Below are 15,286 nucleotides of genomic sequence, written 5' to 3'. Positions count from 1 at the left end.
GAGCGATACAATTAAAATGCCCAGACAATTCATTTAATCAGTCTTTTGACTGAATCAAATTACGATAAAGAACAGGACGACCATGATTATTTGGATGATCCCTTTAGTGAAGACCGACGTGATGAACCCGACGACAGAACCGATGCCGGACTTTACCGATTGCTTGATCGTCGATTTATTGAAAATCAATTCTGCAAGAATCGCCCCAAGGAACGGCCCGATTAAAATACCGGCAATCGGGATGACGAATGGGCCAATGATCAACCCGATTGTGCTGCCCCATAAACCCGCTTTCGAACCGCCGAATTTTTTTACGCCGAAAGCATTGGCCAGCGCATCCGCTCCGAACAGCAAAATAACAAACAAGCTTTCAATCAGCCAGAACCACCAAGGCAAATCGCTGAACTCGAAGAACAGCCCATAAACGACAAATCCGCCGAAGATAAATAGGACCGCTGGAATAATCGGATAAATCAAGCCGATGAATCCAACAGCAAAAAACAGCAAAATGACAATCCAAGCGAAAATTTCCATTTCTTCATCCTCCTAGTAAAAAACTCCTTTTCATCGTGCCCTACATTTTTTGAAATGTAAAGTAATGAAAAGGAGCTGTTTTATCTATTCTACTGGAATGGGCAGCAAGAGTTCCAGTTTAACTCCCGGGTTCTTGCTGCTGCCGGTTAAAGAGCAACGAAAATCCGTTTTTCTCCACCCGCCAGTATGTTTTATGCCCGGTTGCCAAGAATGGCTTCTGCAATGTTGACGGAGTGGTCGCCGACCCGTTCTAAATTGCTGACGATGTCGACAAAAACGATTCCCGCTTGAGCAGAACACTGGCCTTCCGTTAAGCGCATAATATGCTTTTTGCGGAATTTGCGTTCCATCTTATCAATCAGATCTTCTTGCTCAGCTACTTCACGCGCCAATTCGTGGCTCGTTGTATCCAGAGCATCCAAAGCTTTTTTCACAGTGGCAATCGTCAATGTGAACATTTCACGTAAATCTTCCATTGCATCTTCTGTGATTTTCACTCGGTTATTTTCCTGATAATCCACCAATTCAATGATGTTTTCAAAATGGTCTCCGATCCGTTCAATATCCCGCACCGTTTCCATCAGCATTGTGTGGCGTGTCGAATCTGTAGCGGAAATCGATTCAGCAGAAATCAATACCAAATAATCCGTTATTTTGCTGTCCAGATTATTGATGGCATCTTCCAGCTGATAAGCCATCTCCGCACTTTTCTTGCTTTTCGTTTTCAAGTATTCGTAAGTTTCTTCAAGGCCTTGCACCGCGTATCCGCCCATTCGCAAAACTTCTTCTTTCGCTTGGCCTAACGCAATCGAAGGCGATTGTTCGATAAAATGGACATCCAAATGCTTCGGCTTGAATTCGATCAAAACTTCTTCGCCTGGTATGACTTTCGTCACCAGATAAGCCCAGAAGCCGATCAATGGAAACTGAATAATTGTATTTACAACGTTAAATGTACCGTGGGCAAAAGCGATTTGCATTTTCGGTTCCAGGTTCAATATCCCAGCAATCCATTCTACATACGCCGTGAACGGCATCAATAGCAGCAGGAAAACAATTGAACCCACGACATTAAACAGGACATGGACAGCTGCTGCTCTGCGCGCAGCAATTGAAGTCCCTAATGCTGCGAGTACAGCAGTGATCGTTGTACCGATATTATCTCCGAAAAGTACCGGCAGCGATGCGCCCAACGACAAGACATTCTCTGCGTAAAGGCCCTGCAAAATCGCAACAGTCGCACTTGAACTTTGTACGATCAAGGTAAATACCGTCCCGACAACTACTCCTAGAATCGGCAGATCACTTAAACTGACTGTCAAATCGATAAAAGCGGAAGATTCGCGCAAAGGCTTCATCCCGTCGCTCATCAATTCGAGCCCGAAGAACAGGCCGCCGAAACCGAACACCACTTGTCCGAAGTTCTGGATTTGATTTTTCTTAAAGAAGAAAATCAGCGCGGCACCGACTGCCATAATCGGCAATGCATACGCCCCTACATCCAGCCCAATGATAAATGCCGTTACGGTTGTCCCGATATTGGCACCCATGATGACACCGATAGCCTGTCTTAAAGTCATAAATCCTGCACTTACTAATCCGACAACAATAACTGTTGTACCCGAACTCGATTGAATCAGCACAGTAACGATAATCCCTACGAGGACTCCCATGAAAGGGTTAGTCGTAAAGCGGTCTAAAATTCCCCGCAATCTGTCGCCCGCAGCTTTTTGCAAGGCATCCCCCATATACTTAATAGAAAATAGGAATATTCCCAAACCGCCAAAGAAAGTAAAAAGCATTTCTTGCCAATTCGTTTCCACGATGTACATTCAACTCCTAAATTTACGATTTCACACCTAGTCTATTATGAAGAGTTCGATAAGGCATTGTAAATACCTTTAATTAAAATTTACATTCCCGTAACAAAGCACCCCAATTTCTACCTGCTCTCCATGTTAGGATATAATTATTAGCTGAAAGGAAGATGGATGTGAATCTTTATCAATTATTTAAAGCCAGTTTAATGGAACCAAAAAAGCAGGCAGCCGTCCGTATTATGACAATAGGAAAGATTATGCGCTTTGTTTTCGTGTTCATCCTGTTTATGACGGTAATTTCCTTCATTGAATTATCACTCGGCTTGAGCGATACGACCAGTGATGTGGATGGCCTTCTCCAGTTTGTCGAACAAATCGAATTTCTGCTCTATCCTTTTGCTTTCGTATTTTTATTTGTTTCGACGACACTCTATCATTTTTTGAAAATCAGTTTTTTCGCTTTAGTCGGCTTGTTATTTATTAAAATGAAAAAACGCAAAGGCGAATATCGCCACCTTTGGCGCACTACTGCTTTAGCAGTCACAATTCCGACACTTGTGTCCTTTGCCTTCAGTTTTATCGGAGCTGATTTATGGGTTTCAGCCGGAACAAGTTTGTTGACGGTCCTCTATTTGTATTTGGCCACGAATTATTATCCAAAACAACCGGTTAAAAAAGCTTGAAATATGCTTTAAACCGAAATCTGCACAAGAACAGATCCCGATCTCGCAATGGAGTCTTGCCATTATTCAAAAAAATGGCAGCATAACCGTTCTTTCTTGTCTTTTCGGTTGTCAGACTGCTAAAATGGCAATAGGTAACTGAAACAAACTAGTCAACTAGTTGGAAAAAGCGGTAGGCCGAGTGAAGCCTATCCTGCTAAAAAGGAGAGAATTTTAATGAGTGAAAGCATTCACCGTACGAAAACACGCCCCGTTAAAGTTGGTGATCTGACGGTTGGCGGAAGCAATGAATTATTCATTCAAAGTATGGCAACAACAAAAACCCACGATGTGGAAGCGACAGTTGCAGAAATTCTGCGCCTTGAAGAAGCAGGCTGCCAAATTGTCCGCGTCGCTTGTCCGGATGAACGCGCAGCTTATTCAATCGGTGCAATCAAAGCACGCATCAATATCCCGCTTGTTGTTGATATTCATTTTGACTATAAATTGGCTTTGATCGCTATTGAACAAGGCGCTGACAAAATCCGCATCAACCCAGGCAATATCGGACGCCGCGAAAAAGTGGAAGCTGTTGTAAACGCAGCAAAAGCGAAAGGCATTCCGATCCGCATCGGGGTTAACGCCGGTTCTTTGGAACGCAAAATCCTTGAAAAATACGGCTACCCAACTGCAGATGGCATGGTTGAAAGTGCACTTCACCACATTAAGATCCTGGAAGACTTGGATTTCCATGACATTATCGTTTCGATGAAGGCATCAGATGTAAGTTTGGCGATTGAAGCTTATGAAAAAGCTTCGAAAGCTTTCGACTATCCGCTTCACCTCGGCATCACAGAATCCGGTACTTTGTTCTCTGGAACTGTGAAAAGTGCTGCCGGCATCGGGGCACTGCTTGCAAAAGGCATCGGCAATACTTTGCGCATCTCGCTAAGTGCTGACCCGGTTGAAGAAGTAAAAGTGGCCCGTGAATTATTGAAAGTCTTTGGCTTGTCTTCAAACGCTGCGACATTGATTTCTTGCCCGACTTGCGGACGCATTGAAATCGATTTGATCAAAATCGCAAATGAAGTGGAAGAATACATCTCCCACATCAAAGCTCCACTTAAAGTAGCAGTCCTTGGCTGTGCGGTAAACGGCCCAGGTGAAGCTCGTGAAGCCGATATCGGCATCGCTGGTGCCCGCGGCGAAGGTTTGCTGTTCATGAAAGGCAAAACGGTCCGTAAAGTACCGGAAGAAACAATGGTTGAAGAATTGAAAGTTGAAATCGATAAGCTCGCAAAGGAATACTTTGAAAAGCAAGCTGCTGAAAAAGCGGAATTGGAACAACAACAAGTATAAGGTCGTGAAGCTATGAGAAGCCGTTTTGGCATTGACATCGATGGTACGGTGACATCACCTACCTCATTGATTCCACATATTAATGAAGCATTCAACAGCACCCTGACTTTAAATGACATAAAGGAATACGATTTGACTGCAGCTCTTCCCCACCTTCCCAAAAGCGAGTTTTTTGACTGGTTCCGGGGAGCTGAACCAAAAATCTATGCCACTTCGCCCATTTCGGAAAACGCAAAGAATATTTTGGATAAATGGAAAGAGCAATACGAATTGTATTTCATCTCAGCACGCGGCGAAAATGTCCGCGATGTTACGTACGATTGGTTTGCAGAGCACGCCATCGCTTATGATCATATCGAATTGATCGGAACCCATAAGAAAATCGAAACAGCAAAACGCCATCAAGTGGATCTCTTCTTTGAAGACAAACATGATAACGCTGTTGAAATTTCTGAGGAGCTGGACATTCCTGTCATTTTGTTCGACACTCCTTATAACCGCTTGCCGACACCTAAAAATGTGGTCCGCGTTTATAACTGGCTAGAAGCCGAGCAATGGGTGGAAAAAGAATTTGCTCTTCAGCAAACCATTCGGTCAAAATAAATGAAAACCATCAGCGGAACTGAACCGCTGATGGTTTTTTGTTTGGTTCTTTGCAATTGAAGGAAGTTTATTTGCGCTTGGCGGCGGTTTATTTGCGCTTAAAATTTTTTATTTGCATTCAGCAGTAAGTTATTTGCATTCGGTGAATAAATACATGAAAAAACGCAAGCGGCATCAGACCGCTTGCGTTTTCTTATTGTCCAGACTCCAGTGCCTAGCTTCTCGGGTCATAAGCCGTCTCGCCTGTGCGGCAAGATGCGCCGCTTCGGCAATCCGTCTTATGCCTTTCGAAGCTGGACAGGCACTTCCGCTTTTCTTACTGTCCAGACTCCAGTGCCTAGCTTCTCGGGTCATAAGCCGTCTCGCCTGTGCGGCAAGATGCGCCGCTTCGGCAATCCGTCTTATGCCTTTCGAAGCTGAACAGGCACTTCCGCTTTTCTTACTGTCCAGACTCCAGTGCCTAGCTTCTCGGGTCATAAGCCGTCTCGCCTGTGCGGCAAGATGCGCCGCTTCGGCAATCCGTCTTATGCCTTTCGAAGCTGGACAGGCACTTCCGCTTTTCTTATTGGCATTCTGGGCATTTGCCGTAAATTTCGAATTTGTGGTTGGCAATTTCATAAGCCGGCAATGCCGCACCCAGCATATCCATCGGACAAACTGGAATTTCTTTGATCTTCCCGCAGTCCAAACAGATAAAGTGGTGATGATGATGCTCGCTTTCGCATTGCATCCGGAAATGGCGCTCTCCCGACAATTCCGTCTCTTCCAAAATGCCAAGCGACACAAATGTCGCCAAGTTGCGGTACACGGTATCATAGCTCATGCTCGGATAATCTTTTTGCATGACGTCGAGCAAATCACGAGCCGTCAAATAGCGGTCATCGTCTGCAAATAACTCAAGGATTTGCGAACGTTTTGTCGTTTCCTTATAGCCGTTTTCTTTTAAAATGTCCCACGCTTTTGAGATGTTCATGCGACAGCCCCCTTCTTCATTGAAACAGAGATCTTTTTGAAGCCAATGACCAGCAATAACAAGAAAATTGAAGTGACAACAATAGTGCCTCCCGGCGCTAAATTAAAGTAGAATGCGGTGACCAACCCTGTGATGACAGAAAATTCACCAAAAAAGATGGACAACAGGATGGTCTGCTTGAAGCTTTTCGCTACCCGCATTGCTGCAGCTACGGGAATTGTCATCAGTGATGACACCAATAAAATCCCGACAATCCGCATTGAGCCCGCGATAACAAGCGCTGTGACGATCATAAATAGGAAATGTATCCACTTAGCCGGCAAACCGGAAGCTTTGGCGTACTCATCATCAAACGACAATACGAATAATTCTTTGAAGAATAATAAGATAAAGACCAAGACAACGATCGCAATTCCAGCTACAATCATCAGGTCTTCCCGGCTGACGGCCGAAACGGAACCGAATAGATAGCCGAATAAATCATTGGAAAAGCCTTGCGCCAGCGAAATGAAGATGGCCCCGAAGCCAATCCCTGCCGACATGATAATCGGAATTGCCAGTTCTTCATAATGCTTATAGAGGCTTCTCAGACGTTCGATCAGAATCGATCCGCCGACAGATGCGGCTATGCCCAGAAATAACGGATTCAATAAAGCAAAAGCGGCTACACTTTGGCTCAAAAACAAGCTTCCGGCTATTCCCGCTAAGGTTACATGGCTCAGGGCATCCGCTATAAGCGAAAGGCGGCGAACCACGATAAACACGCCTAGAAGCGGTGCAATCACGCCGATAATCAACCCTGCAGCAAAGGCGTTTTGCAGAAATTCATACGTTAATATAGCATCAATCATGGCTATGGCTTCCTCCGATATGGTGAATTTTACGGACAGAATGGCCATACCAAGCTTCGCGCTGGGCGTCGCTCATTGTATGAAGCTGTTCTTTAAATCCGTGGAAATGGATGGTCTGGTTTAGACAAGCTACATGAGTGATGCGGTCCGTCACCGTATCCACGTCATGGGTCACCAGCACCAACGTAATGTTTTGATCGCGGTTAAGCGAAGCCAGCATATTATAGAAAGATTGGACATTCTGATGGTCGATGCCGACCGTCGGTTCATCCAGGATGAGCACTTTCGGCTTTGCAACCAAAGCCCTCGCAATAAAAACGCGCTGCTGCTGTCCGCCTGATAATTCACTGACGCTTCGGCCGCTGAAAGCTTCCATGCCGACCGACAGGAGCGCTTCTTTTACATCCTGTTTGTAATTTTTCGAAAGCCGGTGGAACAAGCCTGCTTTTTTGGCCAGTCCCCCCGCGACCACTTCTTCAACTGTTGCCGGAAAACCGGAATTGAAGGAATTGGATTTCTGGGAAACATAGCCGATCCATTCACGGTGTTTGAAGTTTTTTGAATCGACGCCAAAAAGTTCAATCTTGCCTTTTGTCGGCTTGATCAAGCCGAGCATGACTTTCAGCAAAGTTGATTTTCCGGATCCATTCGGTCCGAGTATGGCCAGAAAATCGCCTTCTTCCACTTGCAGGGAAATGTTCTCAAGTGCTTTTGTCTGTTCATATTCATAACTGATTTCTTTAATGTTGATTAATGGCGCGTCCATAAAGCCGCCTCTTTTCTAATTAATAATGATTACGATTTACATCATTAAATCAGTATAGATGACTCCAGCCCCCTTGTAAATAGATTGAACTCAGAAAACCACTCGCTTTCAACCATTTCAGTAAAAATAAAAACCGCTGGCTTGCCGGAACTTCCGGTTTTGCCTGCGGTTTCTATATATCCCTTTTATAGAGGGGTTTTCATTTCTTCGATGACGCCGGGAGTGAAAATCCCGTTTTTAAACATTTCGATTTCAAAAGCGTACGGCGGCTTTTTATTTTTTGCATCGCTTCCGACATACGGTGTTTCAAGAATTTTCGGCACATGTTTCAAATCGCGATGGTGCACAATGCCATTCAAAGCCTCAAATCCGATTTCACCGAAGCCGATGTTTTCATGGCGGTCTTTCCCGGCGCCCTGGACATTTTTGCTGTCATTGATATGGAGCACTTGCAAACGGTTGATTCCGACAATCCGATCGAATTTCTCAAGCACTCCGTCAAAATCTTCTTTGATGTTGTAGCCGGCATCATGCGTATGGCACGTGTCGAAGCAAACCGACAAACGCTCATTATGGGTTACCCCGTTAATGATCGCCGCGATTTCTTCAAAACTGCGGCCGCATTCCGTCCCTTTGCCAGCCATCGTTTCAAGCGCGATATTGACAGCATAATCTTCTGTCAGCACTTCGTTCAACCCTTCAATGATCTTCGCGATTCCCGCTTCTGCACCAGCTCCCACGTGAGCTCCCGGATGAAGGACGATCTGTTTTGCGCCAAGCGCTGCAGTCCGTTCGATTTCTTTTTGGAGAAATTCAACGCCAAGTTCAAAAGTTTCAGGTTTTACGGTATTCGCCAAATTAATGATATAAGGTGCATGAACCACGATATTGCTCAAATTATGGGCAGCCATGTGGGCTTGTCCCGCTTCGATATTCAGATCTTCAATCGGTTTGCGCCGCGTATTCTGCGGTGCCCCGGTGTAGATCATGAATGTACTCGCTCCGTAGGAAGCCGCTTCTTCACTTGCTGCAAGAAGCATTTTCTTTCCGCTCATGGATACGTGTGAACCTATTAACATCTAAAAAATCTCCTTACTTTTTGCGGTTTTTGCGGCGTTCGACTTTTTTGATTTCGTCCATTTTCCATTTCATTTTCTTTTTGTACATCGGTTTTACAGCTTTTGGTTTATGGACCATGGTCTTCGCTTTCGCATCCGCTTCATTTGTCTGTCTAACCGCGTTTTGCGGCTGTGGCGGTCTTTCAAATCAACAAACTCGCCTTTGACGATATCTTTTTGCTGGAATGGAATGCCCATTTTCTCGACGCGGTTGATCGCATCTTCCTCTTCCGGATTGAAAATCGTGATGGCAATCCCTTTTAATCCGGCTCGTGCCGTACGGCCGACGCGGTGAATAAAGAACTCCAGGTCTTCCGGCAGCTCATAATTGATGACATGGCTGACGCCTTGGATGTCAATTCCGCGCGCAGCAAGATCCGTTGCGACAATGTATTGATATTCCAAGTCGCGGATTTGCTTCATCATTTTCACGCGTTCGCGAGGAGCCAAATCACCATGGACACGGCCAACACGGATGCCCGCTTTTGCCAGTTCATCTGCCACATAGTCTGCATTTGTTTTCGTATTGACGAAAATAATGGCTAGATATGGATTGATGATGCCCATGATTTCTTTCAGGCGCTCTACTTTCCGTTTGCTTCGTGCAGGCACCAAGTAGAAGTCCAAGCCTTCCGCAGTCGGTCGTTTGTCGCCAATTTTAATATGGACCGGCGATTCCATGTATTTTTTTAGAAATGGCTTTAATTTTTCCGGAATGGTCGCAGAAAATACATACATCTCCAATTTTTCTTGCATTTTGCCCGCCACTTGGTCGATTTCTTCGATAAAGCCAAGGTCGAAAGCCAGATCCGCTTCGTCGACTACAAGAATTTTTCCTGTATGGACCAGAAGCGCATTTTCATTCACCAAGTCCTTTAATCGTCCCGGTGTGCCGATGACGATATGCGGTTGAGTCTTCAGCTTATTAATCGAACGCTTTTTGTCCGTACCGCCGATAAAGCTTTTCACTTCGATATCGGAACCTTCTACCAGTTTCATCATTTCTGCATAAATTTGCGTGCCTAGTTCACGTGTCGGGGCACAGATGACTGCCTGAACTTCTTGGCGGCTTGTGTCGATGCGCTCTGCAATCGGAATGATGAAGCTATGGGTCTTCCCTGTTCCTGTGTGGGATTGTCCGATGGCTGAGTTGCCTTTCAATATGTGGGGCATCATCTCTTTTTGAATCGGGGTCGGTTCTTTAAAACCGAGTTTTTCCACCGCTTCTAATAGGAACGGCTTGAATGGATAGTCATTAAATTTTGTCATGGGATTATATTCCCTCCTTACGCTCTTGACATTATAGCATGAATTCCCTTTTTTCGTATTGCAACTTTTGTAAAGACAGGCCGTCTCGTTTATAATGAAGGTATGATTTTGAAAGGAGTGCGGTTATGAAGGTAATGAAAATATCGCCAAGAGGGTATTGTTACGGCGTAGTTGATGCAATGGTCATTGCGAAAAATGCTGCAATGGACGAAACTTTGCCCCGCCCTATTTATATATTAGGCATGATAGTCCACAATAAACATGTTACAGACGCATTTGAAGAAGACGGGATCATCACATTGGATGGCAAAAACCGGCTTGAAATTTTGGAAAAAGTGGAATCCGGTACCGTTATTTTTACCGCACACGGCGTTTCTCCACAAGTCCGTGAACTTGCCAGAAGAAAGGGCTTGGTGTCTATCGACGCAACTTGCCCAGATGTAACAGTTACCCATGATTTGATCCGGGAAAAGACAGCAGAAGGCTACCACATCATCTACATTGGGAAAAATGGCCATCCGGAGCCTGAAGGGGCAATCGGCGTGGCGCCTGACTTGGTTCACTTGGTTGAAAGCGTTGAAGATGTCGACCAATTGCAATTAACAGCAGACAAAATCATTGTGACCAACCAGACGACCATGAGCCAATGGGATGTTGTAGATATGATGAAGCGCCTGAAAGAGAAATACCCGCATTCAGAAGTCCATAAAGAAATTTGCTTGGCTACACAAGTTCGCCAGGAAGCGGTGGCAACCCAAGCAGGCGAAGCGGATTTGCTGATTGTCATCGGCGATCCGATGAGCAACAACTCGAACCGCTTGGCTCAAGTTTCACAAGACATCGCTGGAACTCCGGCTTACCGCATTTCAGATCTTTCAGAACTGAAATTGGAATGGCTCGATGGCGTTGAAACAGTCGGCATCACTGCCGGTGCATCTACTCCGACTCCGATCGTCAAAGAAGTGATGAACTTCCTTGATAAATATGATCCGGAAAATCCGGAAACGCATGAATTGACACGCAGCGTACCATTAAATAAAATCTTGCCGAAGATCAAACATCCGAAACCTTCGGAACGCATTGAACCTTATCCAGTTGAATAGTTTGAAATGTCCTATGGGCCATTAAAATAAACCGTGAGCTTTCTACAAAGTCTCACGGTTTTGCTTTACGTATGATTAAAGTGAGGTGAAACAACTTGAAAAGAATTGCAATCATCGGCTCAGGAGGGTCTGGAAAATCCACTTTTGCACGCCACTTGGGTGAAAAATTGCAGCTAAACGTTTATCATCTTGACGCCATCCTTTGGAAACCGGACTGGACAGCCGTCTCTCGGGAGCAACAAGAAGCGATTCAGCTTCAAATGGTCAGTAAAGAGAATTGGATCATCGATGGCAATTACAATGGCACGCTGGATCTTCGCTTAAAAGCTGCTGATTGCATCATTTTTATGGATATGCCGCGGAAATTATGTGTTTACCGGATACTGAAGCGCAACTTCCTTTACCGGAACAAGCAGCGCCCTGATATAGCTGCAGGCTGCAAAGAACGCTTTGATTTGAATTTTTTGAAGTGGGTGTGGAATTATCCGCGTGATAAACGCCCGAACGTCTTGCTGAAATTGCAAAAACTTTCAAGTGAAAAAGAAATTGTTATTTTGACTTCCCCAAAAGAAGCAAAAGACTTTATCGAACAACTAAAAACAGAGAATCCAGTTACCGTTAAGTAAACTGGATTCTCTGTTTATTTGAATGTAAACGGTTCTGTGCTGACTTCGGATGGCAGGAATTCACATTGCCAGTTCTGCGTTTTTGACATGTGGTTGACCACGCCTTTGATCATCACTTTTTCAACATGGTGTCCAGGATCTACAACAGCAAGGCCCATTGCATCAGCGTCCTGCGCCACGTGGAAATAAAGATCCCCCGTGACGTAGACATCGGCCCCTGCACGTTTTGCTGCATGGATGTATTTATTGCCATCGCCACCGAGTACAGCTACTTTTTTGACAGGTTTTGTGAGGTCGCCGACAATTCGTACAGCCGGAACATCGAGCCGCCCTTTTACGTGTTCCGCAAAATCCTCGAGGCTCATTTCTGCGTCAAGCAAGCCGACGCGCCCTAAGCCCATTGGCAACTCTTTGTTTTCCAATGTAAAAACATCGTATGCCACTTCTTCGTAGGGATGTGCCGCAATCATCGCTTTGATCGCACGGTCTTTTTCGTTTTTCCGGATGACCACTTCAATTTTCGATTCTGCCGTCATCTCCATTTTTCCCGCTTCGCCGATAAACGGATCTGCATCATCGGTTGGCCTGAAACGTCCCGTGCCGCTCAATGTATAGCTGCAATATTCATAGTCTCCGATAGCTCCGGCTCCTGCCTTTCCGAGTGCCACGCGAACTTCTTCTTCGTGGGTTTCCGGTACAAAAACGGCAATTTTAACTAACTCCGCTTCGTATGTAGGAACAAGAATTTTCGTATTCGTGAGCCCTAGCGCGTCCGCAAGCAAATCATTGACGCCGCCTTTTGCCACATCCAAATTGGTATGGGCCGCATACACGGCGATGTCATGTTTAATGAGCTTTTCCATTAAGCGCCCTTGCGGAAAATCGGTCTGCAGATTCTTGAGCGGTCGGAAAATCGGCGGGTGATGGGCAATGATCAACTCTGCACCTTTTGCAATCGCTTCATCCACGACTTCTTCGTTGACATCCAAAGTCACCAATACCCGTTCGATTTTCTTATTTAACGTTCCCACATGAAGCCCGATCGGGTCATCTTCCATCGCCAAGTATTTCGGCGACCATTTCTCAAACTCCTCGATGATCTGCTGTCCATTCGGTATTTTCACTGTTCAGCACCTCTTCTACTAGTTGGATTTTATGCACTAAATCATTTTTCCGCGAAAGGATCTCTACCGTTTGTTCAGTAGATTCCATGGAAGCGACGATTTTCTTCCATTGGGTACTTTCGCGCTGCCATTTTTCAATGAATATCGGAGAACGCTGTGTCATCAAATAAGGTCCCATCAAAAGTTCCGTTTCCGATAAGCCCGAAACTGCAGCGACAGGTTCCAACACTAAAATTTCATAAATTTTATCGTTTTCTTTTAAGATTTCTTCCGTTTGGATGGTCCAGCTGTTTTGCTGAGCCCAGTCGCGGATGGCTTTGGCATGGACATTCGGCTGTAGAATCAAGCGTTTGACTCCTTCTAGCCGCTCCATCCCCTCATTTAAAATGGAGGTAATCAACGGACCGCCCATTCCCGCAATAGTGACTGCTGTCACACCATCTTCAGGGTGGATGGCCAAAAGTCCGCTCGCTAGCCTCACCGTAATCTGTTCATCAAGCTGCTCTAAGCGAACTTGTTTTTTTGCCGATTCAAAGGGACCTTTTACTACTTCCCCGGCAACCGCTTTTTTAACCATCCCATTTAATATTAAGTAACATGGCAGGTAAGCATGGTCGCTGCCGATATCTGCAACGATGGCGCCTTCCGGTACATGGCTTGCCACTCGTTCTAATCGCAGCGATAATTGTTGAGCATTCATCCGTTATCCTCCTATCAACAAAAACCCCTTAGCTCAAGAAGAACTAAGGGGGTTTTCAAACTATTCGAGAGATAAAATCCACTCAGCCATAGCTGGAATATTCTCTTCTTCGATGAGTCCGCCTGGCATTGCGCCTTTACCATTTGCAATAATATCTTCGATTCCTGCTTGATCCATTTCAGTATCAACCAATGATGGACCTACTCCGCCTTCATAGCTTGAACCGTGGCATGATACACAGCTTTGCTGTGCTTGTGCTTCTGGATCGAATTCAGCAGAATCCGTGCTGCCGCCGTCGTTGCCTTGCTCTTCGCCGCCTGTGCCGCCTTCTTCTTCTGCGTGTTCTGCAGCAATCTCTTCTTGGTTATTGGCGCCTTCTAAAGATAAGAAGAAAATCAGACCAATACCGAACGCCATGATTAAGATATAAGGTACAATTGCATTTTTTTGCATCCGTTACCCCTCCCTCTATAAAGTTCTGCTTGATGATAGTGTTCGTATCATTCATTATTGTACTGTATTATTTGCAAAACGAAAAGTCTTATGGGAGAAGTTTTAAGTTATTGTGACAAATTCAGTAATTTAACAGCCGATTTGTCGTGCAATCACCATTTTTTGCACTTCAGATGTCCCTTCGCCGATTTCCAGCAATTTCGCATCGCGCATATAACGCTCCACTTCATATTCCTTCATATAACCGTAGCCGCCGTGGATTTGAATGGCTTCATCCGCCACTTCCATTGAAATTTCCGAAGCATAAAGCTTTGCCATCGAAGCTTCTTTCGTAAACGGACGCCCTTGGTCTTTCAGCCATGCTGCCTTGTATACCATATTGCGTGCCAATTCAATTTTGAGGGCCATATCTGCCAGCTTGAACTGCGTGATTTGGAATTCGGATAGGCTCTTGCCGAATTGCTTGCGCTCTTTAGAATAGTTTAATGCACGGTTAAACGCCGCCTGAGCGATTCCAACAGCCATTGCAGCGATGCCAATGCGGCCGCCGTCCAAAGTCACCAGGAATTGCTTGAAGCCTTCTCCGCGCTTGCCAAGCAAGTTTTCTTTCGGCACGCGGACATTTTCCAGTACCAGTTCCGTCGTGTTCGATGCATGAAGCCCCATCTTTTCATAATTGTCGATGATTGTGAAGCCTTCTGCATCTGTCGGCACGATAATGGCACTGATTTCTTTCTTGCCATTTTCCATTCCTGTGATTGCGGTAATCGCCAAATGCTTTGCATAGCTTGCATTCGTGATATAAACTTTCGAACCGTTGATGACCCAGTCATCGCCGTCTTCGATTGCACGTGTTTCCGTACCGCCTGCATCCGACCCTGCGTTCGGTTCTGTCAATCCGAAAGCGCCGAACGATTCGCCTGAACAAATCGGAGCCAAGTATTTTTCTTTTTGTTCGTCCGTGCCGAAAAGATTCAACGGTGCACCGCCGAGTGAGATATGCGCTGAATACGTAATGCCTGTAGAAGCACATGCGCGGCTCAATTCTTCTGTTACGATAGCGAAACTTGTCGTGTCAGCGCCGCGCCGCCGTATTTCTCATCAAACGGCAATCCCATCATCCCCATGTCGGAAAGCTGTTTGAAAATTTCTTTTGGAAACTCATTTGTGCGGTCACGGTCGATTGCTCCGGGCGCCACCACTTTATCCGCAAATTCTTTAATCGTTTTCTTAATCATTTGCTGTTCTTGCGTCAAATCAAAATTCATCTTATTACATCCCCTTTGTTATGAATACGCTTACAACTTTCATTATATAGGAAAAAT

General features: G+C 45.3%; 15 protein-coding genes and 2 pseudogenes. 5 read left to right on the top strand and 12 right to left on the bottom strand.

Translation table 11 applies throughout. The features are described 5' to 3' along the window. Positions 1-54: 54 nt before the first annotated feature. On the bottom strand, positions 55-534 hold the full coding sequence (locus tag L0M13_RS08225) for a DUF456 domain-containing protein (protein WP_235199070.1): 480 nt from the start codon (positions 532-534) through the stop codon (positions 55-57). A gap of 191 nt (positions 535-725) precedes the next feature. Further along, on the bottom strand, positions 726-2,357 hold the full coding sequence (locus L0M13_RS08220; RefSeq protein ID WP_235199069.1) for a Na/Pi cotransporter family protein: 1,632 nt from the start codon (positions 2,355-2,357) through the stop codon (positions 726-728). Positions 2,358-2,527: 170 nt separating this feature from the next. Here L0M13_RS08220 and L0M13_RS08215 point away from each other — a divergent pair, with 170 nt between their 5' ends. The 3 genes from L0M13_RS08215 (at position 2,528) to L0M13_RS08205 (ending at position 4,978) form a co-directional block, all read left to right on the top strand. Then, entirely contained in the window at positions 2,528-3,037 is a 510-nt protein-coding gene (locus tag L0M13_RS08215) for a DUF1189 family protein (RefSeq protein WP_235199068.1), read from the top strand. 216 nt (positions 3,038-3,253) lie between these two features. Beyond that, entirely contained in the window at positions 3,254-4,375 is a 1,122-nt protein-coding gene (gene ispG / locus L0M13_RS08210) for a flavodoxin-dependent (E)-4-hydroxy-3-methylbut-2-enyl-diphosphate synthase (RefSeq protein WP_235199067.1), read from the top strand. Positions 4,376-4,387: 12 nt separating this feature from the next. Then, positions 4,388-4,978, top strand: coding sequence for a hypothetical protein (locus L0M13_RS08205; RefSeq protein WP_235199066.1), 591 nt, complete (start codon positions 4,388-4,390; stop codon positions 4,976-4,978). Positions 4,979-5,152: 174 nt separating this feature from the next. Here the strand turns inward: L0M13_RS08205 and L0M13_RS08200 are convergent, their stop codons facing one another. The 6 genes and pseudogenes from L0M13_RS08200 to L0M13_RS08175 form a co-directional block, all read right to left on the bottom strand. Continuing rightward, positions 5,153-5,596, bottom strand: a complete 444-nt coding sequence (locus tag L0M13_RS08200; RefSeq protein ID WP_235199065.1) for a hypothetical protein — start codon at positions 5,594-5,596, stop codon at positions 5,153-5,155. Continuing rightward, positions 5,541-5,951, bottom strand: a complete 411-nt coding sequence (locus tag L0M13_RS08195; RefSeq protein ID WP_235199064.1) for a Fur family transcriptional regulator — start codon at positions 5,949-5,951, stop codon at positions 5,541-5,543. The genes L0M13_RS08200 and L0M13_RS08195 overlap by 56 nt, the downstream gene beginning before the upstream one ends. Next, positions 5,948-6,802 (bottom strand): metal ABC transporter permease, encoded by an 855-nt coding sequence (locus L0M13_RS08190; protein ID WP_235199063.1) that lies wholly within the window; start codon positions 6,800-6,802, stop codon positions 5,948-5,950. The genes L0M13_RS08195 and L0M13_RS08190 overlap by 4 nt, the downstream gene beginning before the upstream one ends. Next, the gene (locus tag L0M13_RS08185) at positions 6,795-7,568 is read right to left on the bottom strand and encodes a metal ABC transporter ATP-binding protein (RefSeq protein WP_235199062.1); all 774 of its coding nucleotides are present in this window, start codon (positions 7,566-7,568) and stop codon (positions 6,795-6,797) included. Before L0M13_RS08185 ends, L0M13_RS08190 begins: the two co-directional genes overlap by 8 nt. 185 nt (positions 7,569-7,753) lie before the next feature. Then, a complete protein-coding gene (locus L0M13_RS08180; RefSeq protein WP_235199061.1) occupies positions 7,754-8,647 on the bottom strand; it encodes a deoxyribonuclease IV in 894 nt (297 codons plus the stop codon). A gap of 13 nt (positions 8,648-8,660) precedes the next feature. After that, a pseudogene (locus L0M13_RS08175) lies at positions 8,661-9,955 on the bottom strand (DEAD/DEAH box helicase). A gap of 125 nt (positions 9,956-10,080) precedes the next feature. Between L0M13_RS08175 and L0M13_RS08170 the strand changes: the two are divergent. Together L0M13_RS08170 and L0M13_RS08165 are read left to right on the top strand one after the other, a co-directional pair. Continuing rightward, on the top strand, positions 10,081-11,058 hold the full coding sequence (locus tag L0M13_RS08170; protein ID WP_235199060.1) for a 4-hydroxy-3-methylbut-2-enyl diphosphate reductase: 978 nt from the start codon (positions 10,081-10,083) through the stop codon (positions 11,056-11,058). A 95-nt stretch (positions 11,059-11,153) separates the two neighbouring features. Next, positions 11,154-11,684 (top strand): DNA topology modulation protein, encoded by a 531-nt coding sequence (locus tag L0M13_RS08165; RefSeq protein ID WP_235199059.1) that lies wholly within the window; start codon positions 11,154-11,156, stop codon positions 11,682-11,684. A gap of 14 nt (positions 11,685-11,698) precedes the next feature. Here L0M13_RS08165 and L0M13_RS08160 read toward each other — a convergent pair whose 3' ends face one another. The 4 genes and pseudogenes from L0M13_RS08160 to L0M13_RS08145 all read right to left on the bottom strand — a co-directional run bounded on the left by L0M13_RS08160 (position 11,699) and on the right by L0M13_RS08145 (position 15,229). After that, a complete protein-coding gene (locus L0M13_RS08160) occupies positions 11,699-12,808 on the bottom strand; it encodes a Nif3-like dinuclear metal center hexameric protein (protein ID WP_235199058.1) in 1,110 nt (369 codons plus the stop codon). Beyond that, complete coding sequence (locus tag L0M13_RS08155; RefSeq protein WP_235199057.1) at positions 12,768-13,508, bottom strand: tRNA (adenine(22)-N(1))-methyltransferase; 741 nt, start codon at positions 13,506-13,508, stop codon at positions 12,768-12,770. Before L0M13_RS08155 ends, L0M13_RS08160 begins: the two co-directional genes overlap by 41 nt. Before the next feature lie 60 nt (positions 13,509-13,568). Continuing rightward, positions 13,569-13,961 carry a cytochrome c550 gene (cccA, locus tag L0M13_RS08150; protein ID WP_235199056.1) on the bottom strand — a complete coding sequence of 131 codons (393 nt, stop codon included), beginning with the start codon at positions 13,959-13,961 and terminating at the stop codon, positions 13,569-13,571. 129 nt (positions 13,962-14,090) lie between these two features. Further along, a pseudogene (locus L0M13_RS08145) lies at positions 14,091-15,229 on the bottom strand (acyl-CoA dehydrogenase). Between the last annotated feature and the right edge of the window lie 57 nt (positions 15,230-15,286).

The sequence above is a fragment of the Planococcus sp. 107-1 genome (assembly GCF_021513255.1).
Classification (GTDB): Bacteria; Bacillota; Bacilli; order Bacillales_A; family Planococcaceae; genus Planococcus.
The sequence above is the reverse complement of the archived record's forward strand: the minus strand, read 5'-3'. Positions and strand labels throughout refer to the sequence as shown.